The sequence below is a fragment of the Streptomyces sp. NPDC052773 genome (genome assembly GCF_044547145.1).
Taxonomy (GTDB): Bacteria; Actinomycetota; Actinomycetes; order Streptomycetales; family Streptomycetaceae; genus Streptomyces.
Window position 1 is genome coordinate 56,691 of sequence record NZ_JBITZX010000007.1, and the last position, 26,375, is coordinate 83,065.

The 26,375-nt window shown below is 74.3% G+C and carries 22 protein-coding genes, 4 tRNA genes and 1 other RNA gene; 12 read left to right on the top strand and 15 right to left on the bottom strand.

All coding sequences use genetic code 11. From position 1 onward, the window contains the following. Nucleotides 1-60 precede the first annotated feature (60 nt). The 7 genes from ACIG0D_RS17555 (at nucleotide 61) to ACIG0D_RS17585 (ending at nucleotide 4,273) form a co-directional block, all read left to right on the top strand. A tRNA-Gly gene (locus ACIG0D_RS17555) sits at nucleotides 61-132 on the top strand. A gap of 80 nt (nucleotides 133-212) precedes the next feature. Continuing rightward, a tRNA-Gly gene (locus ACIG0D_RS17560) sits at nucleotides 213-288 on the top strand. A gap of 169 nt (nucleotides 289-457) precedes the next feature. Continuing rightward, a complete protein-coding gene (locus tag ACIG0D_RS17565; protein WP_399801368.1) occupies nucleotides 458-1,429 on the top strand; it encodes an ABC transporter ATP-binding protein in 972 nt (323 codons plus the stop codon). Then, a complete protein-coding gene (locus tag ACIG0D_RS17570; protein ID WP_399801371.1) occupies nucleotides 1,426-2,223 on the top strand; it encodes an ABC transporter permease in 798 nt (265 codons plus the stop codon). The genes ACIG0D_RS17565 and ACIG0D_RS17570 overlap by 4 nt, the downstream gene beginning before the upstream one ends. A gap of 26 nt (nucleotides 2,224-2,249) precedes the next feature. Then, the gene (locus tag ACIG0D_RS17575; RefSeq protein WP_399801373.1) at nucleotides 2,250-3,569 is read left to right on the top strand and encodes a sensor histidine kinase; all 1,320 of its coding nucleotides are present in this window, start codon (nucleotides 2,250-2,252) and stop codon (nucleotides 3,567-3,569) included. Continuing rightward, nucleotides 3,566-4,174 carry a response regulator gene (locus ACIG0D_RS17580; protein WP_399801376.1) on the top strand — a complete coding sequence of 203 codons (609 nt, stop codon included), beginning with the start codon at nucleotides 3,566-3,568 and terminating at the stop codon, nucleotides 4,172-4,174. The genes ACIG0D_RS17575 and ACIG0D_RS17580 overlap by 4 nt, the downstream gene beginning before the upstream one ends. Nucleotides 4,175-4,197: 23 nt before the next feature. Continuing rightward, a tRNA-Gly gene (locus ACIG0D_RS17585) sits at nucleotides 4,198-4,273 on the top strand. Nucleotides 4,274-4,365: 92 nt separating this feature from the next. Here the strand turns inward: ACIG0D_RS17585 and ACIG0D_RS17590 are convergent. The 6 genes from ACIG0D_RS17590 to ffs form a co-directional block, all read right to left on the bottom strand. Next, the gene (locus ACIG0D_RS17590) at nucleotides 4,366-5,265 is read right to left on the bottom strand and encodes a phosphoribosylaminoimidazolesuccinocarboxamide synthase (protein WP_399801379.1); all 900 of its coding nucleotides are present in this window, start codon (nucleotides 5,263-5,265) and stop codon (nucleotides 4,366-4,368) included. 68 nt (nucleotides 5,266-5,333) lie between these two features. Further along, a complete protein-coding gene (locus ACIG0D_RS17595) occupies nucleotides 5,334-6,842 on the bottom strand; it encodes a N,N-dimethylformamidase beta subunit family domain-containing protein (RefSeq protein ID WP_399801382.1) in 1,509 nt (502 codons plus the stop codon). 342 nt (nucleotides 6,843-7,184) lie between these two features. After that, nucleotides 7,185-8,927 (bottom strand): hypothetical protein, encoded by a 1,743-nt coding sequence (locus ACIG0D_RS17600; protein ID WP_399801956.1) that lies wholly within the window; start codon nucleotides 8,925-8,927, stop codon nucleotides 7,185-7,187. 341 nt (nucleotides 8,928-9,268) lie between these two features. Then, a complete protein-coding gene (purD, locus tag ACIG0D_RS17605; protein ID WP_399801385.1) occupies nucleotides 9,269-10,522 on the bottom strand; it encodes a phosphoribosylamine--glycine ligase in 1,254 nt (417 codons plus the stop codon). Between the two features lie 214 nt (nucleotides 10,523-10,736). Continuing rightward, entirely contained in the window at nucleotides 10,737-13,085 is a 2,349-nt protein-coding gene (locus ACIG0D_RS17610; protein WP_399801388.1) for a DNA polymerase III subunit gamma and tau, read from the bottom strand. 140 nt (nucleotides 13,086-13,225) lie between these two features. After that, nucleotides 13,226-13,324: signal recognition particle sRNA small type (gene ffs / locus ACIG0D_RS17615), an RNA gene on the bottom strand. 72 nt (nucleotides 13,325-13,396) lie between these two features. Between ffs and ACIG0D_RS17620 the strand changes: the two genes are divergently transcribed. After that, nucleotides 13,397-13,484 (top strand) — tRNA-Ser (locus tag ACIG0D_RS17620). A 67-nt stretch (nucleotides 13,485-13,551) separates the two neighbouring features. Here ACIG0D_RS17620 and ACIG0D_RS17625 read toward each other — a convergent pair. The 8 genes from ACIG0D_RS17625 to ACIG0D_RS17660 all read right to left on the bottom strand — a co-directional run bounded on the left by ACIG0D_RS17625 (nucleotide 13,552) and on the right by ACIG0D_RS17660 (nucleotide 22,495). Next, entirely contained in the window at nucleotides 13,552-14,181 is a 630-nt protein-coding gene (locus tag ACIG0D_RS17625; protein ID WP_399801390.1) for a hypothetical protein, read from the bottom strand. Continuing rightward, entirely contained in the window at nucleotides 14,178-14,813 is a 636-nt protein-coding gene (locus ACIG0D_RS17630; RefSeq protein ID WP_399801393.1) for a response regulator, read from the bottom strand. The genes ACIG0D_RS17625 and ACIG0D_RS17630 overlap by 4 nt, the downstream gene beginning before the upstream one ends. Further along, nucleotides 14,810-16,027, bottom strand: a complete 1,218-nt coding sequence (locus ACIG0D_RS17635) for a histidine kinase (protein ID WP_399801396.1) — start codon at nucleotides 16,025-16,027, stop codon at nucleotides 14,810-14,812. Before ACIG0D_RS17635 ends, ACIG0D_RS17630 begins: the two co-directional genes overlap by 4 nt. Before the next feature lie 147 nt (nucleotides 16,028-16,174). Beyond that, nucleotides 16,175-18,190, bottom strand: a complete 2,016-nt coding sequence (locus tag ACIG0D_RS17640; RefSeq protein ID WP_399801398.1) for a copper resistance protein CopC — start codon at nucleotides 18,188-18,190, stop codon at nucleotides 16,175-16,177. An 80-nt stretch (nucleotides 18,191-18,270) separates the two neighbouring features. After that, nucleotides 18,271-19,044, bottom strand: coding sequence for an SDR family NAD(P)-dependent oxidoreductase (locus ACIG0D_RS17645; RefSeq protein WP_399801401.1), 774 nt, complete (start codon nucleotides 19,042-19,044; stop codon nucleotides 18,271-18,273). Next, entirely contained in the window at nucleotides 19,041-19,514 is a 474-nt protein-coding gene (locus tag ACIG0D_RS17650) for a cupin domain-containing protein (protein ID WP_399801404.1), read from the bottom strand. The genes ACIG0D_RS17645 and ACIG0D_RS17650 overlap by 4 nt, the downstream gene beginning before the upstream one ends. Before the next feature lie 241 nt (nucleotides 19,515-19,755). Then, complete coding sequence (locus tag ACIG0D_RS17655; protein ID WP_399801407.1) at nucleotides 19,756-20,367, bottom strand: GNAT family N-acetyltransferase; 612 nt, start codon at nucleotides 20,365-20,367, stop codon at nucleotides 19,756-19,758. Continuing rightward, nucleotides 20,360-22,495 carry a penicillin acylase family protein gene (locus ACIG0D_RS17660; RefSeq protein ID WP_399801410.1) on the bottom strand — a complete coding sequence of 712 codons (2,136 nt, stop codon included), beginning with the start codon at nucleotides 22,493-22,495 and terminating at the stop codon, nucleotides 20,360-20,362. The genes ACIG0D_RS17655 and ACIG0D_RS17660 overlap by 8 nt, the downstream gene beginning before the upstream one ends. A gap of 161 nt (nucleotides 22,496-22,656) precedes the next feature. Here ACIG0D_RS17660 and ACIG0D_RS17665 point away from each other — a divergent pair, with 161 nt between their 5' ends. From ACIG0D_RS17665 to ACIG0D_RS17680, 4 genes are all read left to right on the top strand, one after another. Beyond that, complete coding sequence (locus ACIG0D_RS17665; protein ID WP_399801412.1) at nucleotides 22,657-23,250, top strand: HhH-GPD-type base excision DNA repair protein; 594 nt, start codon at nucleotides 22,657-22,659, stop codon at nucleotides 23,248-23,250. A 73-nt stretch (nucleotides 23,251-23,323) separates the two neighbouring features. Continuing rightward, entirely contained in the window at nucleotides 23,324-23,989 is a 666-nt protein-coding gene (locus ACIG0D_RS17670; protein ID WP_365757245.1) for an HdeD family acid-resistance protein, read from the top strand. 78 nt (nucleotides 23,990-24,067) lie between these two features. Further along, nucleotides 24,068-24,403: a hypothetical protein gene (locus tag ACIG0D_RS17675; RefSeq protein WP_399801415.1), complete on the top strand. Its 336-nt coding sequence runs from the start codon at nucleotides 24,068-24,070 to the stop codon at nucleotides 24,401-24,403. A gap of 50 nt (nucleotides 24,404-24,453) precedes the next feature. Next, on the top strand, nucleotides 24,454-24,579 hold the full coding sequence (locus ACIG0D_RS17680) for a hypothetical protein (protein ID WP_399801418.1): 126 nt from the start codon (nucleotides 24,454-24,456) through the stop codon (nucleotides 24,577-24,579). A gap of 23 nt (nucleotides 24,580-24,602) precedes the next feature. Here the strand turns inward: ACIG0D_RS17680 and ACIG0D_RS17685 are convergent, their stop codons facing one another. Next, a complete protein-coding gene (locus ACIG0D_RS17685; RefSeq protein ID WP_399801421.1) occupies nucleotides 24,603-26,342 on the bottom strand; it encodes a helicase HerA-like domain-containing protein in 1,740 nt (579 codons plus the stop codon). Nucleotides 26,343-26,375: the final 33 nt, after the last annotated feature.

A 26,375-nucleotide genomic window follows, 5' to 3' on the forward strand; every position in this document is an offset into this window, starting at 1 on the left:
GATCAGCTAGAGTCTGGAGCACGCCGAGGGGCGAGGCCGAAAGGCCCGGCTCATGGACACGCGGGTGTAGTTCAGTAGCAGAACATCCCCCTTCCAGGGGGAAGGCGCAGTGTGCAATTCCTGTCACCCGCTCTGCACCGCCGTACCGACCACTCTTGTGGATCAGGTAGGCTGGTGCTCGCGCCGGTCGGTGAAAGCCGATCGGAGGCAATGCGGACGTAGCTCAGTTGGTAGAGCGCAACCTTGCCAAGGTTGAGGTCGCGAGTTCGAGCCTCGTCGTCCGCTCCAGTTCATCCAAGGCCTCGGTCGTCGACCGGGGCCTTTGGCGTATCTCCACCGCCTTGCCACCGCCGTGCCCACTGCCTCGCTCACCGCCTTTTGCTCTTCTGACATTTGTCATGCCCGCCGGTGACAGCGCGCACTGCCGAACGGCCCCGCCCGCCGGGACGCTGAAGCCATGAACACAAACGGACGCGAGCATGTGATCGAGGTCACCGACCTCACACGTGTCTACGGGGGCGGGTTCGAGGCTGTGCGCGGCATCACGTTCGACGTGGCCCGCGGCGAGGTCTTCGCGCTGCTGGGCACCAACGGCGCCGGGAAGACGTCCACGGTCGAGTTGCTGGAGGGGCTGGCGCCGCCCAGCGCGGGCCGGGTGCGGGTGCTCGGGCACGACCCCTACGGGGAGCGGGACGCCGTACGGCCGCGGACCGGGGTGATGCTTCAGGAGGGCGGGTTCCCGGCGGAGCTGACCGTCGCCGAGACCGTACGGATGTGGGCGGGCTGCACCTCCGGGGCGCGGCCCGTCGGCGAGGCGCTGGAGACCGTCGGGCTCGGGAAGCGGGCCGGGGTGCGGGTCAAGCAGCTCTCCGGCGGGGAGCGGCGGCGCCTCGACCTGGCGCTCGCGCTGCTCGGCGAACCCGAGGTGCTGTTCCTCGACGAGCCGACGACCGGGCTCGACGCCGAGGGCCGCCGCGAGACCTGGGACCTGGTGCGCGCGCTGCGCGACGGCGGTACGACGGTGCTGCTGACCACGCACTACCTGGAGGAGGCCGAGGAGCTGGCCGACCGGCTGGCGATCCTGCACGAGGGGCGGATCGCGGCCCGCGGCACCCCGGAGGAGGTGACCGCCGCCCAGCCCTCCCGGATCTCCTTCGAGCTGCCCGAGGGCTGGTTCCTGGGCGACCTGCCGGCGCTCGGCGAGCTGGGCGTCGTCGGACACGAGGTGGACGGCCGGACCGTGCGGCTGCGGACGTACGAGCTGCAGCGGGCGGCGACCGGGCTGCTGGTGTGGGCCCGGGACGCCGGGGTGGAGCTGCGGCGGCTGGATGTGCGGCAGGCCTCCCTGGAGGAGGCGTTCCTGGGGATCGCCGGGCGGGCTTCGGCCCTCGCGGCGCAGCACACGCGCGAGGAGGGGATCGGCGTATGAGCACGACGACTGTCACCGGGCAGAGGAGCACGACGACTGTCACGGGGCGGATGGGCGCGCTGGCGCGGGCCGAGCTGACGCTGCTGGGGCGCAGCCGGGCCACGCTCGTCTCCGTCGTGCTTGTACCGCTGCTGCTGCCGTTCAGCGTCCGGGCAGCGGTCGACGAGATGGACCTGAAGGAGGCCGGGCTGACCGTCGGCACCGTGCTGCTGCCCGCCGCCGTCGGCTTCTCCCTGCTCTTCGCCGTGTACGGCGCCCTGACCACCGCCTACGTCACCCGCCGCGAGGAACTGGTGCTCAAGCGGCTGCGGACCGGTGAGCTGCGGGACCGGGAGATCCTGGTCGGGGCCGCGCTGCCGGCCTCCGGGATCGGGGTCGCGCAGTCGCTGCTGCTCGCGGTGGGCTGCGGGGTGCTGCTCGACGTCGGAGCGCCGTCCGCGCCTCATCTGGCCCTGCTGGGACTGCTGTCGGGGATCGTGCTGTGCGGGGCGCTCGCGGCGGTCACCGCGGCCTTCACCCGCACCGCGGAGAGCGCGCAGGTGACCGCGCTGCCGATGATGTTCGTCTCCATGCTGGGCTCCGGGGTGACCGTGCCGCTGGAGGTGCTGCCCGAGCGGCTGGCCTCCTTCTGCGAACTGCTGCCGCTGACGCCGGTGATCACCCTGGTGCGGGCCGGCTGGACCGGGGACCTCTCCGGCTACGACGCCCTGGGCGCCGTCGCCACCGCGCTGGCCTGGACCGTACTGGCGGTGTTTGCTGTACGGCGGTGGTTCCGGTGGGAGCCGAGGCGCTGAACGGAGCTGACGGAGGGGGCGGTCGGGTGGCCGGGCCGAGGACGTGGTGGCGGGGCAAGAGCACGCCGGCGAAGGTGGAGACGTACACACGGTGGTCGTTCCACTTCTTCGCGGTCATCCAGGTCGGGCTGTTCGGGCTGCCGCTGCTCGCCGTTCCGGGGATGCCCGCCCGCGGGGGGCTGTTCGCCCTGCTCTTCTCCCACGCCGTGCTGTGCGCGGTGACCGGGTCGCGGGCGCTGGACTGGGTGCGCGGCAGCCGGGAACGGCCGGTGCGGCTGATGTGGGCGCTCGGCGCTGCCAGTGCGCTGCTGGCGGCGCTGTGCTTCGCGCTCGCCCGGCAGGTGACCGGCGGCGAGGACACCGAGACCGCACTGGGCACGGCGGCCGGTGGGGTGCTCGTCTTCGGCGTCGGGGCCATGACGCTCGGCGTGCGGGGCCGGCGGCCCGCCGCACTGCTGGTGCTGGGCTTCTCGGCGGGTGTCGCCGCCGTGTCCCTGGTGTGCGGTGCCTCCCCCACCGGTGCGCTGGCCGCGGGGCTCGCGATCCTCGCCGCTACCGGCTTCTTCGCCTTCACATCCGTCTTCTCCGTCTGGCTGCTCAACGCCGTCTGGGAACTCGACGCGGCCCGCGAGACCCGGGCACGGCTCGCCGTCGCCGAGGAGCGGCTGCGGTTCGGGCGGGATCTGCACGACGTCATCGGCCGCAACCTCGCGGTCATCGCCCTGAAGAGCGAGCTGGCCGTGCAGCTCGCCCGGCGGGGGCGGGAGGAGGCCGTCGCCCAGATGGTGGAGGTGCAGCGGATCGCGGCCGAGTCGCAGCGCGAGGTCCGCGATGTCGTCCGCGGCTACCGCGAGGCCGATCTCGGCGTCGAACTCCTCGGCGCGCAGGGCGTGCTGAAGGCCGCCGGTATCGACTGCGAGGTGACGGGCGTGGCCGCCGGGCTGCCCGGCGAGGTGCAGTCGGCGCTCGGCTGGGTGGTGCGGGAGGCCACGACGAACGTGCTGCGGCACGGCGATGCCCGGCGGTGTTCGGTGGGGCTGGTGATGTCTGAGGGGTGTGTGGTGCTGACGGTGGAGAACGACGGGGCGGGGGTGGGCGCGTCGGAGGCGGGCGCGTCGGAGGCGGGGGCGCCGGGCCGGACCGGTGGCGGCGGTTCCGGGCTCGCCGGGCTGCGGGAGCGGTTGCGGGCGGTCGACGGGACGCTGGAGGCGGGGTTCGCCGGGGACGGGGTGTTCCGGGTGGTGGCTCGGGTGCCGGTGGCTGGGGGGCCGGGGGCCGAGGAGGGGTGCTCGGCCGACGGGGACGAGGCGGGCTCGGAGGCCGGGCGGCGGGAGGTCGTGGGGTGACCGTGCGGGTGTTGCTCGCCGACGACGAGCATCTGATCCGGGGCGCGCTGGCCGCGCTGCTCTCGCTGGAGGACGATCTGCTCGTCGTCGCGGAGGCGGCCAGTGGGCCCGAGGCGCTGGCGATGGCGCGGGCGCACGAGCCCGATGTGGCGGTGCTCGATCTCCAGATGCCGGGCGCCGACGGTGTGAAGGTCGCCACATCGCTGCGGACCGAACTGCCCGGCTGCCGGGTGCTGATCGTGACCGGTCACGGCCGGCCGGGGCATCTGAAGCGGGCACTCGCGGCGGGTGTGCGGGGGTTCGTCCCGAAGACGGTGAGCGCCCAGCGGCTCGCCGAGATCATCCGGACCGTCCACGCGGGAAACCGTTACGTCGACCCGGAGTTGGCCGCCGACGCGATCTCCGCCGGGGACTCGCCGCTGACCGCGCGCGAGGCCGAGGTGCTGGAGCTGGCCGCCGACGGCGCTCCGGTCGCGGAGATCGCGGAGCGGGCCGCGCTGTCCCAGGGGACCGTCCGGAACTATCTCTCGTCGGCCGTGTCGAAGCTCGGGGTGGAGAACCGTCATGCGGCGGTGCGTCTCGCACGCGAGCGAGGTTGGGTATAGTTGCTCTCGCGCCACGGCGCAACGCGGACGTAGCTCAGTTGGTAGAGCGCAACCTTGCCAAGGTTGAGGTCGCGAGTTCGAGCCTCGTCGTCCGCTCCACAGAGCAAAGGCCCCCGGTTCCCGCCGGGGGCCTTTCGCGTTGCCTGGGACCTTGCCCCCGGACGGGCCGGGGGCCGGGGGCCACGGACGGCTCAGCTCCAGGTGGTGCCCGTCAGGCGCTCGTACGCTTCCACGTACTTGGCTCGGGTCGCGTCCACCACCTGCTGCGGCAGCGCGGGCGGCGGCTGCTCGCTCTTCCGGTCCCAGCCCGACTCGGCCGAGGTCAGCCAGTCGCGCACGAACTGCTTGTCGTACGACGGCTGGGCGCGGCCCGGCTGCCACTGGTCGGCCGGCCAGAAGCGGGAGGAGTCCGGGGTCAGCACCTCGTCGGCGAGGACGAGGGTGTCCCCCTCGAAGCCGAACTCGAACTTGGTGTCGGCCAGGATGATCCCCCGGTCGCGGGCGATGTCCCGGGCCCGGGAGTAGACGGCGAGGGTCACCTGGCGCAGCTGGGCGGCGGTGTCCGCGCCTACCTGGCGGGCCACCTCCTCGTAGGAGACGTTCTCGTCGTGCTCGCCGACGGCGGCCTTGGTCGCCGGGGTGAAGATCGGGCCGGGCAGCTCGGAGCCGTCGGTGAGGCCTTCGGGGAGGGCGAGGCCGCAGACCGTACGGGACTCGTTGTACTCGACCAGGCCGGAGCCGGTGAGGTAGCCGCGGGCCACGCACTCCACCGGGACCATCCGCAGCGACTTGCAGACCAGGGTTCGGCCGGCCCAGTCGGCGGGGGCACCGGCGGGCAGCTCGGTGCTCAGGACGTGGTTGGGGACCAGGTCGGCGAGCTGGTCGAACCACCACAGGGAGAGCTGGGTGAGAATCCGGCCCTTGTCGGGGATCTCGGTCGGCAGCACCCAGTCGTAGGCGGACATGCGGTCGCTGGCGACCATCACGAGGTCGCCCGCCTCGTTCTGGTACAGGTCGCGCACCTTGCCGGTGTGCAGATGCACCAGACCCGGAACCTGGATCGGCTCGGGCTTTTCGACGAATCCGGACACGGTTCCTCCCCGTGGTTCTGTCCAATGCCTCGATTGTCCCGTACGGGCACGGGCCGGCGGACAGCGGGTCAGTCACGTTTGCAGATGCGGTCCAGGAGGTTGGCGGTGGCGCGCTGGATACGAGGGTCGACGTGGCCCGGGCGGTCCAGCGCCGGGGACCAGGCGAAGGTTCCGGACGCGAAGACCCAGGCGCCGGAGGGGGCGCGGTAGAGGGAGGTCTCCTGGTGGCGGGTGACGCCCTCGGCGTCCCGGTACGGCGAGTGGGCGAGCAGGATGCGCTCGTCGTGCTCGGGGAGAGGGACGCGCGGGAAGTAGCGGTCGGCCTCGCCCGCGACCAGGCCCTCGATCGGGTCGCCCTCGTGCGCGCCGGTCGCCTCCCACAGCCAGTGGTCGGCGTTGCGGACGATCAGCGGGTGGGGTTCGGGCACCGGGCCCGCGTACTGGATGCCGAGCAGTTCCTGCTCGGGGCGGTCGATCTCGCGCCACAGCACCGGCTTGCCGGGGCCCTGGCGTTTGCGGCAGGTGAGGAGGCGGTCGGGGCTGCCGGACGGGGACGGGCCCAGCTCGACCTGCCAGTACACGGAGTTGGAGGACAGGAAGACCAGGGACGTGCCGTGGTCGCGGGCCTCCTCGGCGGCGCGGCGCATCTGCGGGGACCAGTACTCGTCGTGGCCGGGGAAGACCAGGCCCCGGTAGCGGGTCGGGTCGACGCGGCCGGCGTGCAGGTCGCGGGCGTCGGCGTAGGCGAGGTCGTAGCCGTAGCGCTCGGCCCAGCGGATGACGTCGTAGGCGTGGCCGACGTGCAGCGGGAGGCCCGCGCCCGCGTACGGGCGGTCGAAGGAGACGGTGGTCGCGGCGTCGCGCTCGCCGAGCAGCCGGCCGTCCTCGTCCCAGGCGTGGTAGAGGCTGGCGCCGGTGCGGCCGTCCTCCGGGTAGAGGTTGTACGCCTGCCAGGTGACGTCCGGCAGCACCATCAGCAGGTCGGCCGGGCGGTCGTCGCGGACGGTGAAGGGCACGTGGGAGCGGTAGCCGTCGGCGGTGGTGAGAACGGCCACGTAGGCGCCGGTGCTCCAGTGGGCGGGGACCTGGAGGCGCCAGGACAGCCACCAGTGGTGGCAGGAGACCGTGCGGTCGGCGGCGAGCGGCGGGGGCTGGAGGATGCCGGACAGGCGCGGGCTGGTGGTGATCTTGGCGGCGCCGTGGCCGGCGTAGTGGCCGATGCGGTAGACGTCGACGCTGAATTCCTGGGGCGGGTCGACGGTGATGTGGAAGTCGACGGCCTCGCCGGGGGCGACCGCGCCGGTGGACGTGAAGCCCTTGATCTGGCGGTTCACGTCGTCGGCTGAGCGGATGGGTCCGGTCGAGCCCGGGCGCGGGGCGGGGACGCGGCTGCCGGGACGGTGGGCGGCGCCGGTGCGCTCGGGGGCGGCCGGGTCGACGTACCAGGGGACGACCTGGCCGTCGTCGAAGTAGGTCTCGCTGCCGCGCAGCCAGGGGAGCGGGCCCTGGCCGAAGGGGTCCGTCACGGCGTGCGCCAGTGCTCCCGACTCCCAGCGGCGGATGTGGTCCGAGCCCATGGCGTGCTCCCCTCCCTTGGGCCCCCGTGTGTGTCGTTGTCCCGTGCGGTGTGTCGTTGTCCGTGCGGTGTGTGGTGCGTTGGTGGTGCGGTGGTGCGGTCTTGCGGTGGTGCGTTCTGCGGTCGTGCGGGCCGCGGTGGGGCGGTGGTGCGGGCCTCGGCCGGGCGGACGCGGGGCCTGCGTGGTGCGTGTGACGCTGGTGCGGTTATGAGCTTGTCGTATGTCGCAAGCCCTTGCCATGTGCGTGTTCGGTCCCAGCACATCACATTGCGCACGGACTCCGTCACCGTTCGTTTCGAATTGACCGAAAGCGGAACGGTGGACTCCGGCGGGAGCGGGGGTTCAGCCGAGGCGTACCGGTTTCTCGGGCCGTATCCCGATCTCGGTCAGCCAGGCGCGCAGGGGCGCCGGGTCGCCGTCCTCGATGAGGCTGAAGACCTTCGGGGCGAGGTCGGCCGCGCGCTCGCCCTTGATCAGGAGGGAGGGGCCGTCCAGCCAGTCCAGGCCGGGGGTGGCGCCCGCGGTGTCCATCGCGGCGCAGCAGACCATCGCCGTGATGTGGTCGGCCAGCAGCTCGCGCGGGGTGCGCGGGGGCTGGAGTGGGAAGAGCGGGAGGCTGCCGTCGTCCCACAGGGGCGTGTCGGGGCTGGTGGCGGCCGGCTGTGCGGGGAGGGGCGCCGGAGCGGCGGCTTCCTCCTCGCGGGTCAGCTCCTCGCTGAGGCCGGCGGCGAGGGCGGTGCAGCGGGGGCTGGGCACGGGCTGCCCATCGGCCTCGGCGTCGGCGTCTGTGTCGTCGACGTGGGTGGGGGCATGGGTGCGGGCGGCGGCGGGTGCCGGGGCGGGCGTCTCCTCCGCGAGGTGGTCGAGGACGCGGGCCAGGGTGGGGCCCTGGCTGTCGGGAGCGGTGCGGCGCACGCCGAGGGCGTCCAGGACGCGGTGGAGGCGAGCCGCGTCGGTGCGCCACTTGCGGTCGACGACCTCCTCCGGATACTCCTGCCAGTCCACCGGGCACCAGTCGGGCCCCGGCTCGGCGGGGCCGCCGTGGAAGAGGCGGGCGGCGAGCAGCGAGGCGGCCTCGTCCACAGCGCCGGGCTCCTCCAGCAGATCGCAGGCGGGACGCTCGCCGAGCCGGGAGGCGAAGCCCTCGGCCAGCCGGTCGCGCCGGGACAGCTCGGTGAGGGCGGCGACGACGCCCGCGTCCAGCCGGGAGGGCCAGCGGCCCATCCGCCAGGCGGGCAGCGCGACCCGGGTCAGCAGCCGGTCCCAGCCCGCGTACGCCAGGCCGACCTGTTCCTGGGCGACGATCCGCAGCCCGTAGTCCACCGCCTGTGCGCGCTCGGCGGCGGCTGCCGCGACGCCGCGCTCCATCTCGGCGGCGTGCTCCCGGCAGCCGCGCAGCAGCATCCGGGCCAGCCAGGCGACGCCGGCGCCCGGGAGCCGGGTCAGGGGGCCGCGGCCCGCGGCGGAGGCGACGGCCACCGCCGCGTCCAGACCGCGCACGAAGCGCCGGGCCGCCGCTATGTCGGGGTGCGCCGACGGTCCCGTACCGGCGACGACCGGGGCGAGGACGGCGCGCAGCTCGCCCACCCGCATCCACCACAGGAACGGGGAGCCGATGACGAGGACCGGCGCGGCCGACGTACGGCGGTGGCCGACGTGACCGCGCGGGCCACGGCGGGCGAGGCCCGGCGGGAGGCCGGGGTCCTCGGGCCGGGGCGGGCCGTGGGCCGGGTGGGTGCGGTCCTCCAGCCAGCTGTCGCAGTCCGGGGTGAGCGCTATGGCCGAGGGGGCCGGGACGTCGAGGCGGTCGGCGAGGTCGCGCACCAGCCGGTACAGATCCGGGGCGGACTCCTCGGCGATCGGGACCGTGGGACTCACGGCCGGCCGGGCGCGGGCGACGACCAGCGCGAAGCCGGCGACGGCGAGCAGCACGAGCAGGGCGACGGCACCGGCCGCCCAGCGGGCCGCGTCCCAGCCCGGGCCCGTCAGCTGCCCGGTGGAGCCGCCGGCGAACAGGACCACGGCGGCGGCGGCCGGCAGCAGGGCCACGGCCAGCGCCCGGCTGCGCACCCGCAGCACGGCCATGGCCCGGGCCCGCGCGGCCTGGGCCCCCACCTCCACACCGATGGCGGTCACGACCGGACCTCACCCCCTCCCGTCCTGGCTGCACTGGCTGTCCTGGTGTTGCTCACTCCCCCACTGTGGCACCCACCACTGACATCGCAATGCCGGTGGGCCAAGTGCCGGAACGCTTGCGCCGCACCCTAGTTGGGGGTTCGGCCCCCGTCAGCCGGAAAGGACATCGGTCACTCGATGGAATGGCTTTGGGGAAAGGTGGATGACGCAGGGCAAAGGTCAGGCCCCGGATTCCGACTGGAGTCCGGGGCCTGGATCGTGCCTGGTGGGCAGGGGTGCCGCAGCGCGCGCTACCGGCCTTCCGCCGCCTTCGCCGCGATGTCCGTGCGGTGCTGGGAGCCGTCGAGGCGGATGCGACCGACCGCCTGGTAGGCGCGCTCGCGGGCCTCGGTGAGGTCCTTGCCGGTCGCGGTGACGGACAGCACCCGGCCGCCCGCGCTGACCACGGCGTCCCCGTCGCGCTTGGTGCCGGCGTGCAGGACGTACGCGTGCGGGGCGTCCTGGGCGGCGACCTCGTCCAGACCGGTGATGGGGTCACCGGTGCGCGGGGTGCCGGGGTAGTTGTGCGAGGCGACGACCACGGTGACCGCGGCCTCGTCGCTCCAGCGCAGCGGCTCCAGGTCGCCCAGGTTGCCGGTGGCGGCGGCCATCAGCAGACCGGCCAGCGGGGTCTTCAGGCGGGCCAGCACCACCTGGGTCTCCGGGTCGCCGAAGCGGGCGTTGAACTCGATCACCCGCACGCCCCGGCTGGTGATGGCCAGACCGGCGTACAGCAGACCGGAGAACGGCGTGCCGCGGCGGCGCATCTCGTCGACCGTGGGCTGGAGCACGGTCTGCATGACCTCGTCCACCAGCTTGGGGTCGGCCCAGGGCAGCGGGGAGTACGCGCCCATGCCGCCGGTGTTCGGGCCCTCGTCGCCGTCCAGGGCCCGCTTGAAGTCCTGGGCGGGCTGGAGCGGGACGACCGTCTCGCCGTCCGTGACGGCGAAGAGGGAGACCTCCGGGCCGTCCAGGAACTCCTCGATGACGACCCGGTCGCAGGCCCGCGCGTGCGCCCGTGCCTGGTCGAGGTCGCCGGTGACGACGACACCCTTGCCGGCGGCGAGACCGTCGTCCTTCACGACGTACGGCGCGCCGAAGGCGTCGAGGGCCTCCTCGACCTCCTCGGGGGTCGTGCAGACGTATGAACGGGCCGTGGGTACGCCCGCCGCGGCCATGACGTCCTTGGCGAAGGCCTTGGAGCCCTCCAGCTGCGCGGCCTCCTTGGAGGGGCCGAAGACCGGGATGCCCGCCTCGCGCACCGCGTCGGCCACCCCGGCGACCAGGGGGGCCTCCGGGCCTACGACGACCAGCTCGGCGCCGAGCCGGGTGGCGAGCGCGGCCACCGCCGCGCCGTCGAGGGCGTCGACCTGGTGCAGCTCGGCCACCTCGGCGATGCCGGCGTTGCCGGGCGCGCAGTGCAGCGCGGTGACGGCGGGGTCGAGGGACAGGGAACGGCACAGGGCGTGTTCGCGGGCGCCGCTACCGATGACGAGGACCTTCACGGGGTCAGCCTAACCGGAGCGGGGCGGGGCGGTTTGTGCGGGCGGCTGAAGGTGTGGGGGTGGGGTGGCTGTGGGTTCCTCCAAGGCGTGGGGCGTGCCGGGCGGGCGCGCCCCTGGCGCGGGGCTGTTCGGCGGGGCTACTTGGCCGGGCTGCTCGGCGGGGCTGCTTGGCCGGGCTGCTCGGCCGGGTGTTCAGCGGGGCTGTCAGGCCGGGCTATTCGTTGGTGAATTCCTCGACGACCGTCGCTCCCAGCTCGCGCATGATCAGCTCCTGGCCGGAGAGGGCCGACTCGTCGAGGTCCGGGTCGTCGTCCTCGGGGATGTCGTCCTCGGGGGCGACGGGGACCGGGGCCGGGTCCGGGCCGGGCGGCGGAGGTACGGGGGCGGGGGCCGCGGCGGGCGCCGACGTGGCCGTGGGGGTGGTGGGGGCGGCCGTGGCCTGGGGGCCCGGGGCAGCCGGGGAGGCGGGCGGGGACGGGCGCTGCGGGGTGGCCGTACCGGCGCCGCCGTAGCCGCCGCCCGCCGCGCCGCCGTAACCGCCGGGGGAGGGCGCGCCGCCGTGGCCGCCGGAGGGGCCGCCTCCGCCGTAGCCGCCGTGGCCGCCGCCGGACGGTGCGGAGCCGCCGGACGGGTCGACGATCGCGTCGATCTTCCACTGGACGTTGAACTGCTCGGCCAGCGCCTGCCGCAGCACGTCCTCGCTGCCGCTGCTCGCGAAGTTGTCGCGGGCGCCCGCGTTGACGAAGCCGAGCTGGAGGGTGGTGCCGTCGAAGCCGGTCACCTGGGCGTTCTGGCTGAGCAGGATCCAGGTGAAGCGGCGGCGGTTCTTCACCGCCTCCAGGATGTTCGGCCACAGGGCCCGGGGGTCCAGGCCGCCGACGGGGGCGACCTGGGCGGGGGCTGCCGGGGCCGTGGGGGCGGGAGCGGGCGGGGTGGGGGCGCTGGGGGTGGTCGGCGCCGACGCTCCGGCCTGCGTGGCCGGGGGGCGGCCGGGACCGCTGCCCGGGGCCGCGGCGGTGGGCCAGCCGCCGGGGCGACGCCCGGCACCGGCACCGGCGGGAGTGGCGGTGGGCCAGGCGCCGGGGGCCGGGGAGGCGGGGGGCGCGGCGGGTGCGGCGGCGGGCGAGGCCTCGGCGGGAGCCTGGGGCTGCGGGGCGGCCGGAGGCGCGCTGGGGCTGCTCACGGGCGCCGACGCGGGCGCGGGCGCGGGGGCCGCGGCGGCCGGAGCCGGTACCGCGGCGGGAGCGGGAGCGGGGGCCGTGGGCGCGCCGGAGCCCCGTACGGCGGCGCGGGCCGCGGCAGCGCCGCCGCCCGCGGGGATCGCACCGGCCGCCGCGGGAGCCCCGTGGGCCTCCGGTCCCGGCACGTACCCCATGGCGGGCGTGGTGCCGCCCGCCGAGAAGCTCACGCCGCGCTCCAGACGGTCCAGGCGGGCCATGACGGACCGCTCGTCGCCGTACGCGGCGGGGAGCAGCACGCGGGCGCAGATCAGCTCCAGCTGGAGGCGCGGGGAGGTGGCGCCGCGCATCTCCGTCAGGCCCTCGTTGACGAGGTCGGCGGCGCGGCTCAGCTCGGCCGCGCCGAAGACGCCGGCCTGGGCCTGCATCCGCTCCAGGACGTCGGCGGGGGCGTCGATGAGCCCCTTGTCGACGGCGTCCGGCACGGCGGCGAGGATCACGAGGTCCCGCAGCCGCTCCAGCAGGTCGGCGACGAACCGCCGAGGGTCGTTGCCGCCCTCGATGACCCGGTCCACGACCTCGAAGGCGGCGGCGCCGTCACCGGTGGCGAAGGCCTCGACGACGGAGTCGAGGAGCGATCCGTCGGTGTAGCCGAGGAGGGACGTGGCCATGGCATACGTCACACCCTCCTCCTTCGCGCCGGCGAGCAGCTGGTCCATGACGGACATCGAGTCACGCACGGACCCGCCGCCGGCCCGCACGACCAGCGGGAGCACGCCGTCCTCGACGGGGATGTTCTCCTTCCGGCACACCTCGGCGAGATAGTCCCGCAGCGTCCCCGGCGGCACGAGCCGGAACGGGTAGTGGTGGGTCCGCGACCGGATGGTCCCGATGACCTTCTCGGGCTCGGTCGTGGCGAAGATGAACTTCAGGTGCTCCGGCGGCTCCTCGACGACCTTCAGCAGCGCGTTGAAGCCGGCCGACGTGACCATGTGGGCCTCGTCGATGATGTAGATCTTGTACCGGCTGGAGGCGGGGCCGAAGAAGGCCTTCTCGCGCAGCTCACGGGCGTCGTCCACACCACCGTGAGACGCGGCGTCGATCTCGATGACGTCGATGGAACCGGGCCCGTTCCTGGCCAGGTCGCGGCACGACTGGCACTCCCCGCAGGGCGTGGGGGTGGGACCTTGCTCACAGTTCAGACAGCGGGCGAGGATGCGCGCGCTGGTCGTCTTGCCGCAGCCACGCGGACCGCTGAACAGGTACGCGTGATTGACCCGGTTGTTCCGCAGCGCCTGCTGCAACGGGTCGGTGACATGCTCCTGCCCGATGACCTCGGCGAACGACTCCGGGCGATAGCGGCGGTACAGCGCGAGAGACGACACGCATACGAGGTTATAGGCGCCCACTGACAACCGGATCCGCCCGAAGATCCACAGCACCAGGCCCGAAGATCGGCCACCCGGCCGCGCAGCCACAGCCGGAGCGACAGCCACCACCGCGGCCACGGCCACACGGGCCCGGCAACGCAAACGCCCCCCACGCACCCGCCAGAGCCGACCTACCCTTGCTGCCTTCCGGCCCTGGGGGAGTTCAGTCAGATAGCGCCGCGTGAGGGGCTGCGCCCAGGCTACCTGATCCCGGGGGCAGGGAACGAGTTCGCGAGCACTCCTCTCGGTCATGTAATGTTTCCGGCGGAGGATTCGCCTAGAGGCCTAGGGCGCACGCTTGGAAAGCGTGTTGGGGGCAACCCCTCACGAGTTCGAATCTCGTATCCTCCGCCAGTGCCTCACCGGGCACGATGTCGAAGGGCCCCACCGTTCGCGGTGGGGCCCTTCGACGTGTTCCGTCTCACTTCTCGGAGGAGGACGGTGTGGGGAGCGGGCTGATGCCGGGCTCGTAGTGCTCGCGGAGGTAGATGCGGGTGCGGTCGGGGGCGTAGTCGTGGACGTACAGCTCGAAGCAGTGGTCGTCGGAGTTGGGGTCGTCCTCAGTGGGTGTGTAGCCGGGGCAGACGTCGCCGTACCGCATGCCCTCCTTGAACGACTCCGGTTCCGGGAGGCCGAGGTGGGCGAAGTCGTGGGGGGTGGGGCCGGCGGCCGCTGTGGGTTCCAGCCACTTGCCCTGGGGCGGGTTCTCCGCCAGGTACTTCTCCGCCTCGGACCGCGTGAGCGTGAAGGTGAGCAGGCCGGTGTCGAACTGGGAGGTGATCTCGTACGCGGCCTCGGCGGAGCGGGCCGTGGGCGGGATGTCGAGGCCCATCTGCTCGCTCATCCACTCCGGCGTGATGCCCTCGGCCCATGTCGAGTCGTCGGCCGGGCGCTGCGATGTGGTGTCGCCGCCGCGGGTGCCGTCCGCGTCGTCGGCCTTGCCTCCGCTGCCGCACCCGGCCATCGGGAGTGCGGCGGCGGCCAGCAGGACCGCCACGGTCCAGCGGGTGCGCCCTCGGCGCCTGATGTCGTGCACAGGGGAATCGCTCACGGGATCAGTCGCTTCTCCTTCGCCGTCGCCACCGCTGCCGCGCGGGTGGTGACGCCGAGCTTGTCGTAGATGCGGCGGAGGTGGGTTTTGACGGTGGCCTCGCTGATGTAGAGGGTGCGGGCGATGTCGCGGTTGGTGAGGCCCTGGACGAGGTGGCCGAGGATGTCGCGTTCGCGGGGGGTGAGGGTGGGGCGGGGGGTGCGGAGCTGGGACATCACGCGGGTGGCGATGGGGGGCGAGAGGGCGGTGCGGCCCTCGGCGGCGGCGTGGATCGCGGTGAAGAGTTCTTCGGGGCGTTCCGCCTTGAGGAGGTAGCCGGTGGCGCCGGCCTCGATGGCGCGGGTGATGTCCGCGTCGGTGTCGTAGGTGGTGAGGACCAGGACGTGGGGCGCGCGGGTGCCCTCCTCGGCGGGCCGCAGGATGCGGCGGGTGGTTTCCACGCCGTCCATTCCCTCGCCCAGCTGGAGGTCCATGAGGACGACGTCCGGAGCGAGCTTGCGGGCCAGCGCGATCGCCTCCTCGCCCGTCGCCGCCTCGCCCGCCACCTCGATGTCCGGGGCGCTCGACAGCAGGGCGCGCAGGCCCGCGCGGACCACCGCGTGGTCGTCGCACAGGAGGATCCGTACGGTCATTCCGGCTCCGGGGGTGGGGTCGTGGACAGGGGGATCGCCGCCGACAGGACCGTGCCCTCGCCGGGGGCCGACTCGATCGTCAGGGTGCCGCCCAGCTGGCGCAGGCGGGCGCGGATGGCGGGCAGGCCGTGGCCCCGGACGGACCCCCGGTCGGCGGGCGTACGGGGGTCGAAGCCGCGGCCGTCGTCCGCGACGTCGAGGACGATCTGGTCGTCCAGGCAGGTCAGGGTCAGTGTCGCCGTGGTCGCCGCCGCGTGTTCCCGGACGTTGGCGAGCGCGCCCTGCGCGATGCGCAGCACCGCCGATTCCACCAGGGCGGGCAGCGGGGCGGCCGGCGTGCCCTCGGTGTGGAGGCGGACCGTGAGGTCGGCGTCCGTCTCGCGCTCCGCGAGCGCCGCCAGGGCCGCCCGCAGGCCCGCTCCGCCCGCCAGGTCCGCCGGGGTCAGGTCGTGGACGAAGCGGCGGGCCTCGGCGAGGTTGTGTTCGGCGACCGAGGCGGCCGTACGGAGGTGGGAGCGGGCCGTGGCCGGGTCGGTCTCCCAGACGCGGTCTGCGGCCTGGAGCAGCATCCGCTGGCTGGACAGGCCCTGGGCGACGGTGTCGTGGATCTCCCGGGCGAGGCGCTCGCGTTCGGCCAGCATGCCCTCGCGGCGCTCGGTCGCGGCGAGGACGCGGCGGGTGCGGACCAGGTCGTCGATGAGGGCGCGCTGGCGGGCCGACTGGCGTTCCATCGTGACGAAGACGGCGGTGGCGACCGCGGCCACGGCCGGGGGCGCGAGCAGTACGTTCGGGTCCGGCCAGCCCGCCAGTCTCAGCTGGGCGGCCACCACCAGCGCGGTGAGCACCGCGACCAGGGTGACGGCGGCGCGCTGCGGCAGGGTGCGCAGGCCGGTGTAGAAGAGCGGGACCGCGCACCAGGCGAAGCTCGGGGCGAGGGCCACCAGCGCCGCCCAGGTGGCCACCACCGCACCGAGCCAGAACACCCGCCGCGCGGTGAGCCGGGCGCCCAGGACGGGGCCCAGCACGTAGAGCGCCGCCAGCAGCACCGAGAGGGCGATGATCCACGGGGTGCGCGGCTCGGGGCCGTGGCGGGCGAGGTAGCGGGCCAGGGAGGCGCCCAGCAGCACGAAGAAAGCGGTGTGCATGACGACCGTGAGGGTGGTGCGGTCGTCGCGCTCGAGTTCTCGCGCGTCGCCGTCCGTGACGGGTGCCATGCCTCGCCGCCTCCCTTCCCCTCCGGGCTGCCTTCTTCTCCGGGCCTGCCGCTTCCCGCAGTGCTCGCCGCTCCGGGCTGAGCTGGGCAAACACCTTCATTGTCGGCCCTGGGAGGCGATCCGGGGTCAGCCGTTCGGATGATGGGTTCAGGCGATCCGTACCGTCCGCGCCACCGTGACCTGGTCGAATTCCGAAACCCGCACCGTCACCTTCATCCGCCAGCCGCCCGCCACCGGCAGGTCGAGGCTGTCGGTCGCCCAGTAGCCGCCGCGGTCGGCGAGTTCCGCGTCGATCGGGCCGATGTCCTGCGCGGGGTGGGTGAAGGTGAGACGGAGTTCGGGGACCGTGGCGATGCCGCCGTCGGGCGCGAAGACGACCGCCTGGACGGAGTTCTCGCCGGTGCGGGCCGGGTCGAGGGTGATCTGGACCGTGCCGCGTCCGCCGGGGGTGCCCACGTCGAAGGGCACGGTGGTCGTGGTCGTCGGCGGGAGCCCGGTCGCCGGTCCGGCCGCCGCCGCCTCGGCCGCGGCGCGGCCCGGAAGGGTGCCGGTCAGCAGGGTCGTCAGTGCCAGCACCACCACCGCGATGGCCAGCTCGGCCAGGACGGAACGGCGCAGGCGGCGCCGGTCCGGGTAGGGCGGCGCGGGATCCGGTTCCGGCTCCGAGTCCGGCTCCGAGTCCGGCTCCGTCGCGGGCTTCGTCCCCGGCGCGGGCTTCGTCCCCGGCGCGGGCTTCGTCCCCGGCGCGGGCTTCGCCTCCGTCGCGGGCTTCGCCTCCGTCGCGGGCTTCGCCTCCGGCTCCGGCGGTGGCTGCGGCTGCGGCTCTGGGGAGCCTCCGTCCGGTTCCCCGGCCGGAGGTCCTCCGGCCCCCTCCAGCACCTTCTCCGGTACGACGCCCGCCTCCGGCACCCGCCCCTTCTCCCGTACGGCCCCCGCCTCCGGCACCCGCACCCTCTCCCGCACGGCCCCCGCCTCCGGCACCCCCACCCTCTCCCGCACGGCCCTCCCCTCCGGCACCCCCACCAGCCCCCGCGACACCCACGCCGCCCCCAGCAGCACCACCACCGCCGCGGCCTTGGCGACCAGCAGGCGGCCGTACGACGTCTGGGTGAGCGCGTCGAGGGAGCCGAGGCCGCGCCAGGACTGGTAGACGCCGGTGACGGCGAGGACGGTGACCGAGGTGAGGGCGAGGCGGGAGTAGCGGTGCACGGTGGCCGTGGGGAGGCCGCCGCGGCGCAGGCAGGTGAGCAGTGCGGCGAGGCCGCCCAGCCAGGCGGACATCGCCAGCAGGTGCAGCACCGAGGACACCATCGCCACCGGTACCTGGATCCCGGCGGACGCGTGCTCGGCGGCGGCCCAGGTGAGGGCCAGGCCCACGGCGAGCAGTGCCTGCACGATCGGCGTACGCCGCCGGGGGAGCCGTACGGCGAGCAGGAGCAGGGCCACGCGGGCCAGCAGGGCGATCCCGGGGCGGCCGGTCGCGGTGCGGGTGAGGCCGTCCGGGTCGAACGCCGTCCACGGGGCCGTGCCCGTCTCGTACGGGGCGCGCAGCAGGAACAGGGCGAGGGTGGCCGCGAGCAGCGTCCACCAGCCGGTGACCAGCAGCCGGCGCAAGCGGCCGGGGTCGGGCGGGCGGCAGACGGCGGTGAAGGCGGCGGTGCCGAGGAGGAGGGCGACGGCAAGGTAGGCGAGGTGGCGGGCGAGGGTGTGCAGGGCCTTGGTCGCCGGGTGCTCGGGCGGGTTCGGGTCCGCGGCGGCCGTCGTACGGCTGGGTTTGCCGATGGAGAAGCTGAAGGCGCCGGAGACGGGGTGGCTGTCGGCGGAGACCACCCGCCAGGCCACCGTGTAGGTGCCGGTGCGCAGGCCGTCGGGCAGGGTGACGCGGACCCTGTCGTCGCCGTCGGGAGCGTGCCGGGCCTCGCCGACGCGGACGCGCCGGTTGTCGGGGCCGAGCAGGCGCACCGAGCCGTCGAGGAGGCCGACGGACTCGGTGAAGGAGAGGGTGAGCTGCCGGGGCGCGGACTTCAGGACGGCCCCGTCACGGGGGTCGGTGCCGGAGAGCGCGGCGTGCGCGGAGGCGGGGGCGGCGGAGCCGAGGAGGACGAGCAGGGTCAGCAGTGCCGCCAGGAGCGCCGGCCGGCGCAGTCGTCCGCCCTCGTGCATCAGATCCGTACACCTCCGTACTCCTCCGGCGAGATCCACTCAGGGGTCATACGGATGCCGCGGCCCGGGCGTTCAGCCGCTCACCAGGTCGGTCGTGCCGTCACCCCGCCGTCCACGACCAGGTCGTGTCCCGTGATCCAGGACGCGAGCGGGGAGGCGAGGAACACGCAGGCGTCGCCGACGTCCTCGGGGCGGCCCAGGCGGCCGAGCGGGGCCGCCCCCTGCCAGCGCCGTACGCCGTCCGGCCAGGCCTCCGCCAGGCCCTCGCGGTCGATGAGGCCGGGGGAGACGGTGTTCACGCGGATGCCGCGCGGGCCGTACTCCAGGGCCGCCGCGCGGGCGTGCATCACGACGGCCGCCTTGGCGGCGCTGTAGTGGGCGTGGCCGGGGGCGGGTGCGCTCGCCTCGATGGACGCGATGTGGGTCACCGAGCCGCCGCCCTCCCCCATGACCTCGACGGCCGCCTGGGTGCAGGCGAACACGCTGCCCAGGTTGGTGTCGACGACCGTCCGCCACTCCTCGGCCGTCATCGCGGCCAGCTCGCGCACCGGCTGCACGCCGGCGTTGTTGACCAGCGCGGTGAGCCGTCCGCCGCCCCACTCGGCGGCCTCGCGCACGACCCGGTGGCACTCGGATTCGTCGGTGAGGTCGCCGCGTACGACCGTGGCCCGGCCGCCCGCGTCCCGGATGCGGTCCGCCACGGCCCGGGCGTCCCGCACGGCGGTACGGCAGTGCAGGGCGACCGTTGCGCCGTGCTGGGCGAACCGCAGCGCGATGCCCCGGCCGATCCCGCCGCCGGCGCCGGTGACCAGGGCGGTCTGGCCCTCGAGCAGTCTCGTGGAAGGCGTCGTCATGGACGGCACAGTTCCACGATCCGCGCGGCCTCGGCCGGATAGCGCGCCGTCAGTTCGCCCGCGTCGCCGTGCTCGTAGTCGGCGTAGGTGAAGCCGGGCGCCATGGTGCAGCCGAAGAGCGTCCAGGAGCCGCCCTCCGCGACCCGGCCGCCCATCCAGGTGCCCGCGGGCACGGTGAGCTGGACCTGCTGGCCGCCCAGGACGTCCGGGCCCAGCACGGCGGTGCGGGTGGTGCCGTCGGGGGCGAGCAGCAGCAGTTCCAGCGGGTCGCCGAGGTGGAAGTGCCAGATCTCGTCGATGGGGAGGCGGTGCAGGGCGGAGTGGTCGTCCCGGGTGAGCAGGGCGATGATCGCGCTGCCCTCGGGCCGGCCGTCCGGGCGCTCGGGCCCGGCCCAGGTACGCCGGAACAGGCCGCCCTCGCGCGGGATCGGTTCCAGTCCGTAGTGCGCGATGAGCTCTTCTGGCGTCACACCGCGAAGGCTACTCCGACGATCTCGCGGAAGGGGCCCATCCGGAGATCACGCCGGAGAGACGCCCTCCCCGGGCGCCGCCGGGCAAGTTCCCCGCGGTCCCGCCGGGCAGGCTCCCCCGCGGTCACGCCAGGCAGGCCCCCGCGGTCACGAGCGGCAGGCTCCCCCGCCGTCACGCCAGGCAGGCCCCCGCGGTCACGAGCGGCAGGCCCCCGCCGTCACGCCAGGCAGGCCCCCGCCGTCACGCCGGAAACACCACCTCCCGGCGCAGGAACGCCAGTTGCGCCCGCTTCTCCGGCAGATACACGTCCGGCAGGTCGATCTCCGGCAGGACGACCACCGAGCCCGTGTCGAAGCCCTGCCTCACAAACCGGGCGATGGCCTTCTCGTTGCGCACGTCCGGGTCGACGACGATCCGGCGCCGGTCCAGGGTGCGGAAGGCGTACGCGGTGACGGCGGCCACCAGCCCCGCCGTCCAGCCGGAGCGCGGGCCGCCGGTCGCCGTGGCGGGTGCGAGCAGCAGGTGGATGCCTATGTCGCCGGGCTGGACGTCGTAGCACTCGCTGACCCGGTCGGCCTCCGGCTCGTAGGTCTGGAGGAGCGCCGCCGGGATGCCGTCCTTCAGCATCAGGAAGGCGTGGTGGGTGTCGAGGGTGTCCATGTGGGCGTAGATATCAGCGACCTGATCCCGGGTCAGGCCGTTCATGCCCCAGAACGAGGCCCGTTCCTCGCTGACCCAGCCGTGGATCAGCTCGGCGTCGCCCTTGGCGTCGAGAGCGAGGATGCGAACGGTGCCGAAGCCGCCGACCACCTCCTCGTGGACTGTTTCACGTGAAACGTAGGCGTCAGACATCGCTCTCCTTCTCCTTCACGAGCCGGTCCCAGTCGGTGACGACCGGGACGAGTTCTCCCCCGAGCCAGAGAGGGAGCTGATCACGATGGTGCGGTGAGCCGGGCACGCCGCACGCGCCGAACGGCACGACCCACAGGCTGTTCTCACGCCGCGCCAGGTCCCACACATAGCGGGCGGCCGGTCCGCGCGCGGCCAGGTCGGTGAGGCCGGGGACGGCGGAGGTGCACAGCACGCAGTCGTGGTCGCCGGACAGGCCGGGTTCGTCGTACGAGGTGCTGCTCAGCGCTCGCCAGGGGGCGAGGCGGTGAGTGTCGCCCCACGTGCCCTGCGGGGGCTGTGCGGCGATCTCCTCCAGCGCCTCCCGGACCAGCGCCGGGCGGTCGATGCCGTACAGTTCCTCCGCGCGCAGCAGGTGTTCCAGGGCGTAGCCGATGCGCACCGTGAGGTTCAGCCAGGGCAGCAGGGCCTCGGGGTAGGCGGGCACCTCGCGGAGCGGCGCGAAGGCCGGGTGCGCGGCCAGGCGGCGGACTAGGGCGCCGCGCACGGCGGCGAAGGCGGCGGCGTCGGCGCTGTCGGCGTCCATGTGGCGGTCCCAGCGCAGCAGGCGCTCGCGCAGCCGCTCCGCCTCGGGGCCGAGGCCGTCGAGGGCGGCGAGCCGGTCCAGGAGGGGCGCGGCGGAGGCAAGGTGGGCGTCCATGTGGATGGCGGACATGTCGCCGGGAGCCCAGCGCTCCTTCTCCGCGAGCAGCGCGGCGATGCGGTCGGCGCGGTGCGGCGGGGCGAACTCGACGCCGAGCGGGGCCGCGGGACCGCGCTGGTTGGCCATGACGGCGACGCCGTCGGTGAGGCCCGCGCGGGGCATGGTGTGCCAGCCGGTCCACTCGTGGCCGGGCTCCCAGGCGGGAACGGGGCCGAGGCGGTGGGCGGTGGAGCGTTCCGGCACCCGGCCGGCGACCCGGTGCAGGGTGCCGCCCTCGGTGTCGGCGGCCTGGACGACGTTGACCGGTTCGGCCCACTGGTCGAAGGCGCGGTCGACGTCGGCCACGGTGCGGGCGCGCAGCAGCGGCAACAGGGCGCCGAACCCCAGGTCGGCGGTGACACGCGGCGGGTAGCGCAGGCTGAGGGCGAGCGGGGTGCCGTCGTCGAGGCCTTCGGGGCCGCCCGCGATGACGGGGCCCCGGTCGGTCTCGATCACCTCGACGGGCACCTTCTCCTCGCCGCGCACCTCAACGTACTCGGTGTGCCTGGTGGCCCGGTGCCAGACCCCGTCGGGCCCGAGGGCCTCCACTCCGGCGCCGGTGCGGCGCAGCCGTTCCTCGTACAGGTCCTGGTAGTCGGCCATGGCGTTGGTGATGGCCCAGGCGACGGTGCCGGTGTGGCCGAAGTGGGCGATGCCGGGGACGCCGGGCACGGCGAGGCCGATGACGTCGAACTCCGGGCAGGACAGGTGGATCTGCTGGTAGACGCCGGGGTCCTCGATCCAGCGGTGTGGGTCGCCGGCGATGACGGCCTGTCCGGTCACGGTGCGCTCGCCGGACACCAGCCAGCCGTTGCTGCCGGAGGTGCCGGGCCCGTCGGTGGCGAAGAGGCCGACGGCCTCGGGGCCGAGATGGCGCGCCGCGTGCGCCCGCCACAGCTTGGCGGGGAACCCGGCGAAGAGGACGTGGGTGGACAGCCAGACGGCGAACGGGGTCCACGGCTCCCAGCGGCCGACGGGGGCGCTTCCCTGATCGAGCGAAGCCGGGACCGTGACGGAGAGGCCCGTCCCGTCGAACTCGGGGGTGCGGCGGGCGCCCTCCGTGAGGCCCTCGTTGACGCCGTCGACGTACGCCCGGACGAAGTCCGCCGACTCGGGGTCCCGCGCGGCGAGGGCGTCGAAGCAGCGGCGGGCGGTGTCGGCGAGGCGGGCGCGGCGGGCGAGCAGGTCCCAGGCGAGGGCGTCGGAGCCGAGGAAGGACGCCGAGGTGCCCTGCGCGCGGTGCCGCTCCACCTCCAGTTGCCAGGCCCGGTCGAGGGCGGTGACCCGGCCTTGGAGGCGGGCGAGTTCGCGTGCGCCGCCGGCCCGCAGATGCGGGATGCCCCAGGCGTCCCGGTAGATCCCTTGGGCCCCGAATCTCTCTGTCGTCACCCCAGTGACCCCTCTGCGCTTTAGGTAAGCCTTGCCTAATAAGTAATAGGTGCGGAATCGTACGCGATGTGTGAAGAGCCCCCGGGAGGCGGGGCGGCCACCCCTCGCGTCCGGAGCGGCCACCGCGCGCGGCCGGCCCCCGGACGCGAGATCATCGGTGCATGGACGTCACCCTCCGCCTCGCCCAGGACCCGGACGCCGACGCGCTCCTCGGCCGCAGCCCGCTCGCCGCGCTGGTCGGCATGCTGCTCGACCAGCAGATCCCGATGGAGTGGGCGTTCAAGGGCCCCAGGACCATCGCCGACCGTATGGGCACCGACGACCTGGACGCCCACGAGATCGCCGCCCAGGACCCCGAGGCCTTCGCCGCCGTCCTGTCCGAGAAGCCGGCCGTGCACCGCTACCCGGGCTCGATGGCCAAGCGGATCCAGCAGCTGTGCCAGTACCTCGTCGAGCACTACGACGGTGACGCCGAGGCCGTCTGGAAGGACGCCGGCAACGGCGCCGAGCTGCTGAAGCGGCTCCAGGAACTGCCCGGCTTCGGCAAGCAGAAGGCCCAGATCTTCCTCGCCCTGCTCGGCAAGCAGCTCGGTGTCACCCCCGAGGGCTGGCGCGAGGCGGCCGGCGACTACGGCCAGGCGAAGTCCTTCCGCTCCGTCGCCGACATCACCGGACCGGAGTCGCTGGCCAAGGTGCGCGCCCACAAGCAGGAGATGAAGGCCGCGGCCAAGGCCGCCAAGGCGGCCGGGAAGTAACGCGCGGTCACCCGGTCGTCCGGGTGGCCCGCCCCAGGTGGCGGACGGCTCGCGCGCGGTCCAAGCATGGACCATGAGCGAGGCACCGACGGGCTCCCCGTGGGGACCCGAGTACGACGACCGCAAGGTCCACCGCACCAGGCCGGCACCCACCGGCCGGGAACCCGAGCCGCCGTTCGAGGGCCCCCTGCACGCGCTGTCCCGCGCCGCCTGGCAGATCGTGCTGCTCACCGGGGTCGCCTCCCTCGTCCTGGGCGTCCTGGTGCTGCTCTGGCCGGGCGCGTCCCTGCGCGCCGCCGGAGTCCTCTTCGGCCTCTACCTCCTCCTCAGCGGCGCCTTCCAGCTCGTCTCCGCCTTCGGCACGCACAAGACGACCGCGCTGCGCGTGCTGGCGTTCGTCAGCGGCGCGCTGTCGATCCTGCTCGGGCTGTTCTGCTTCCGCGGCCCCCTCCAGTCGATCCTGCTGCTCGGCCTGTGGATCGGCATCGGCTGGCTGTTCCGCGGTATCGCCCAGACCCTCGCCGCCGCCTCCGACCCGGGGGTGCCCGCGCGCGGCTGGCAGATCCTGCTGGGCGTCGTCACCCTGCTCGCCGGTGTCGTCCTGATCGTCTCCCCGTTCGAATCGGTCGCCGTCCTCACCGTGGTCGGCGGCTGCTGGCTGATCGCCGTCGGCATCGTCGAGATCCTCACCGCCCTCCGCGTCCGCGGCCGGGCCCGGCACGTACCGCACGAGCTGTGAGCTCCGCCGGTACGCCGCCTGAGCGGATCTGGTCACCACCGCGATGAACGCCATACGCCCGCCGGGGAGATGACTTCCGTGAGCACCACACCCAGCCGTCCGCGCCCCGCGCGCAGCCGGAACTGGCCGCGGGTCTGGCTGCGGGTGCTCGTCATACTGCTCGCGCTGCTGATGCCCGGGGCGCCCGTGGCGGCGGCCGGGCTGCCGGTCGTCGTGGCGGCCACCCCGGAGGTCGCCGAGGGCGATCCGTCGGAGGCGGCGCTGCGGCCGGTGGCGCGCGGTCCCCGGCCTCCCGTCGTGACCCGGCGCCCGGCGCCGCCCGGCCCGGCGCCCGTCCGCCCGCCGCTGCTCCTCCCGGTGCCGCCCTCGCCGTACCCCCTCAGTGCCCTGCGGTGCGTGGTGCTGCGCTGCTGACCGGGGCCCGCTCCCCGGACACGTACCCCCACGACGCAAGGAGCACAGCCATGCCTGTCGATCCGTACGCGGTGCTGCGCGCCCTGCTGCGCGCCGAGGCCGCGCGCAGCGCGCCGAAGCCGCAGGCACAGCAGCCGCGCCCACAGCAGTCCTCGGTGAAGGAACAGGGCCGCTGAACCGCCGGTACGGCCCGGCCCGCCTAGCGCCGGCGCCGGGCCGTACCGAAGAGGGAACGGGTGATCTCGCGGCCGATCTGGGTGCCGACCGAGCGGGCGAGGGACCGGAACATGCCGCTCTCGACGACCCGTTCGACGACGGACTCGTCGCTCTTCTCGCGCGACCGCGACTCCCGCTCGCCCCCTGACCGTCCGCCCCGCGGCTCGCGATCCTCGCGCCCGCCTCGCCCGCCCCGCTCGCCCCCCTCGCCCCGCTCGCCCCGCTCGCCCCGCTCGCCCCGCTCGCCCCGCTCGCCCCGCTCGCCCCGCTCGGACTCCGGCCGCGGCGCGGCCGCCGTCTCCGCCGCCCGCTGGAGCTTCTCGTACGCCGACTCCCTGTCCACAGCCTGTGCATAGCGTTCGAACAGCGGCGAACCCGTCACCGCCCGCTCCAGGGCGGCCGGCTCGACCGGGCCCATCAGCGACTCGGGCGCCCGCAGCCGGGTCGCGGCGACCGGTGTCGGCGCGCCCCGCTCGCTCAGCACCGTCACCACCGCCTCCCCCGTGCCCAGGCCCGTCAGCAGCTCCTCCAGGTCGTAGGACGAGTCCGGGAAGGTCCGCGCCGTCGCCTTCAGCGCCTTCTGGTCGTCCGGGGTGAAGGCGCGCAGCGCGTGCTGGACCCGGTTGCCGAGCTGGGCGAGGACGTCGGCCGGGACGTCCTTCGGGGTCTGCGTGACGAAGAAGACCCCGACGCCCTTCGAACGGATCAGCCGCACGGTCTGCGTGATCGACTCCAGGAACGCCTTGGACGCCCCGTTGAACAGCAGATGCGCCTCGTCGAAGAAGAACACCAGCTTCGGCTTGTCGACGTCACCGACCTCGGGCAGATCGTGGAAGAGGTCCGCCAGCAACCACATCAGGAACGTGGAGAACAGCCGCGGCTTGTCCTGTACGGCGGGCAGTTCCAGCACGGAGACCACGCCCCGCCCGTCGGCGGCCGTCCGCAGCAGCTCCGCCGTGTCGAACTCCGGCTCCCCGAAGAACGCGCCCATGCCCTCCGCCTCGAACGCGGTCAGCGAGCGCAGGATCACCCCGGCGGTGGCCGGGGACAGCCCGCCGAGGCTCCTCAGCTCGGCCTTGCCCTCGTCGGAGGTGAGGAAGGCGACGACCGCGCGGAGGTCCTTCAGGTCGAGCAGCTCCAGACCCTTGCTGTCGGCGTAGTGGAAGACCAGGCCGAGGGACTGCTCCTGGGTCGGGTTCAGCCCGAGCACCTTGGCCAGCAGCAGCGGGCCGAAGCTGGTGACGGTGGCCCGCACCGGAATGCCGTGGCCGAGGCCGCCGAGGGCGTAGAACTCGGCGGGGAAACCGGTCGGCGTCCAGTCCTGGCGCACCTCGGCGGCCCGGGAGCGCACCTTGTCGCCCGCGACGCCCGGCGCCGAGACGCCGGAGACGTCGCCCTTGACGTCGGCGAGGAACACCGGCACGCCCTGCGCGGACAGCTGCTCCGCGATCAGCTGGAGGGTCTTGGTCTTGCCGGTGCCGGTGGCGCCCGCGACCAGCCCGTGCCGGTTGAGCACCGGCAGCGGCACGCGGATCCGCGCGTCGGGCAGGCACCGGCCGTCCCACAGCAGGGCGCCCAGGTCGAGGGCGGGACCGTCGAAGGCGTATCCGGAGGCGATCTCCCGGGCCTGCGGGGGGAGGGCGGAAGCGTGTCCGGGCGCCTCGCGAGCGTGGCCGGGCGCTTCGGGCGCGGTGGCGGCGGGCGGGGTCTCGCGGTCGCTCATGGCAGCCCTCTCACATCGGCCCGGCGCGGGCAC

Excerpts from the sequence above, each read along its gene's own strand:
- ACIG0D_RS17685 (WP_399801421.1), bottom strand. The coding sequence starts at position 26,342 with ATGAGCGACCGCGAGACCCCGCCCGCCGCCACCGCGCCCGAAGCGCCC.
- ACIG0D_RS17680 (WP_399801418.1), top strand. The coding sequence starts at position 24,454 with ATGCCTGTCGATCCGTACGCGGTGCTGCGCGCCCTGCTGCGCGCCGAG.
- ACIG0D_RS17645 (WP_399801401.1), bottom strand. The coding sequence starts at position 19,044 with ATGACGACGCCTTCCACGAGACTGCTCGAGGGCCAGACCGCCCTGGTC.
- ACIG0D_RS17600 (WP_399801956.1), bottom strand. The coding sequence starts at position 8,927 with ATGGCCGTGCTGCGGGTGCGCAGCCGGGCGCTGGCCGTGGCCCTGCTG.
- ACIG0D_RS17655 (WP_399801407.1), bottom strand. The coding sequence starts at position 20,367 with ATGTCTGACGCCTACGTTTCACGTGAAACAGTCCACGAGGAGGTGGTC.
- ACIG0D_RS17630 (WP_399801393.1), bottom strand. The coding sequence starts at position 14,813 with ATGACCGTACGGATCCTCCTGTGCGACGACCACGCGGTGGTCCGCGCG.
- ACIG0D_RS17635 (WP_399801396.1), bottom strand. The coding sequence starts at position 16,027 with ATGGCACCCGTCACGGACGGCGACGCGCGAGAACTCGAGCGCGACGAC.
- ACIG0D_RS17665 (WP_399801412.1), top strand. The coding sequence starts at position 22,657 with ATGGACGTCACCCTCCGCCTCGCCCAGGACCCGGACGCCGACGCGCTC.
- ACIG0D_RS17670 (WP_365757245.1), top strand. The coding sequence starts at position 23,324 with ATGAGCGAGGCACCGACGGGCTCCCCGTGGGGACCCGAGTACGACGAC.
- ACIG0D_RS17565 (WP_399801368.1), top strand. The coding sequence starts at position 458 with ATGAACACAAACGGACGCGAGCATGTGATCGAGGTCACCGACCTCACA.
- ACIG0D_RS17640 (WP_399801398.1), bottom strand. The coding sequence starts at position 18,190 with ATGCACGAGGGCGGACGACTGCGCCGGCCGGCGCTCCTGGCGGCACTG.
- ACIG0D_RS17570 (WP_399801371.1), top strand. The coding sequence starts at position 1,426 with ATGAGCACGACGACTGTCACCGGGCAGAGGAGCACGACGACTGTCACG.
- ACIG0D_RS17595 (WP_399801382.1), bottom strand. The coding sequence starts at position 6,842 with ATGGGCTCGGACCACATCCGCCGCTGGGAGTCGGGAGCACTGGCGCAC.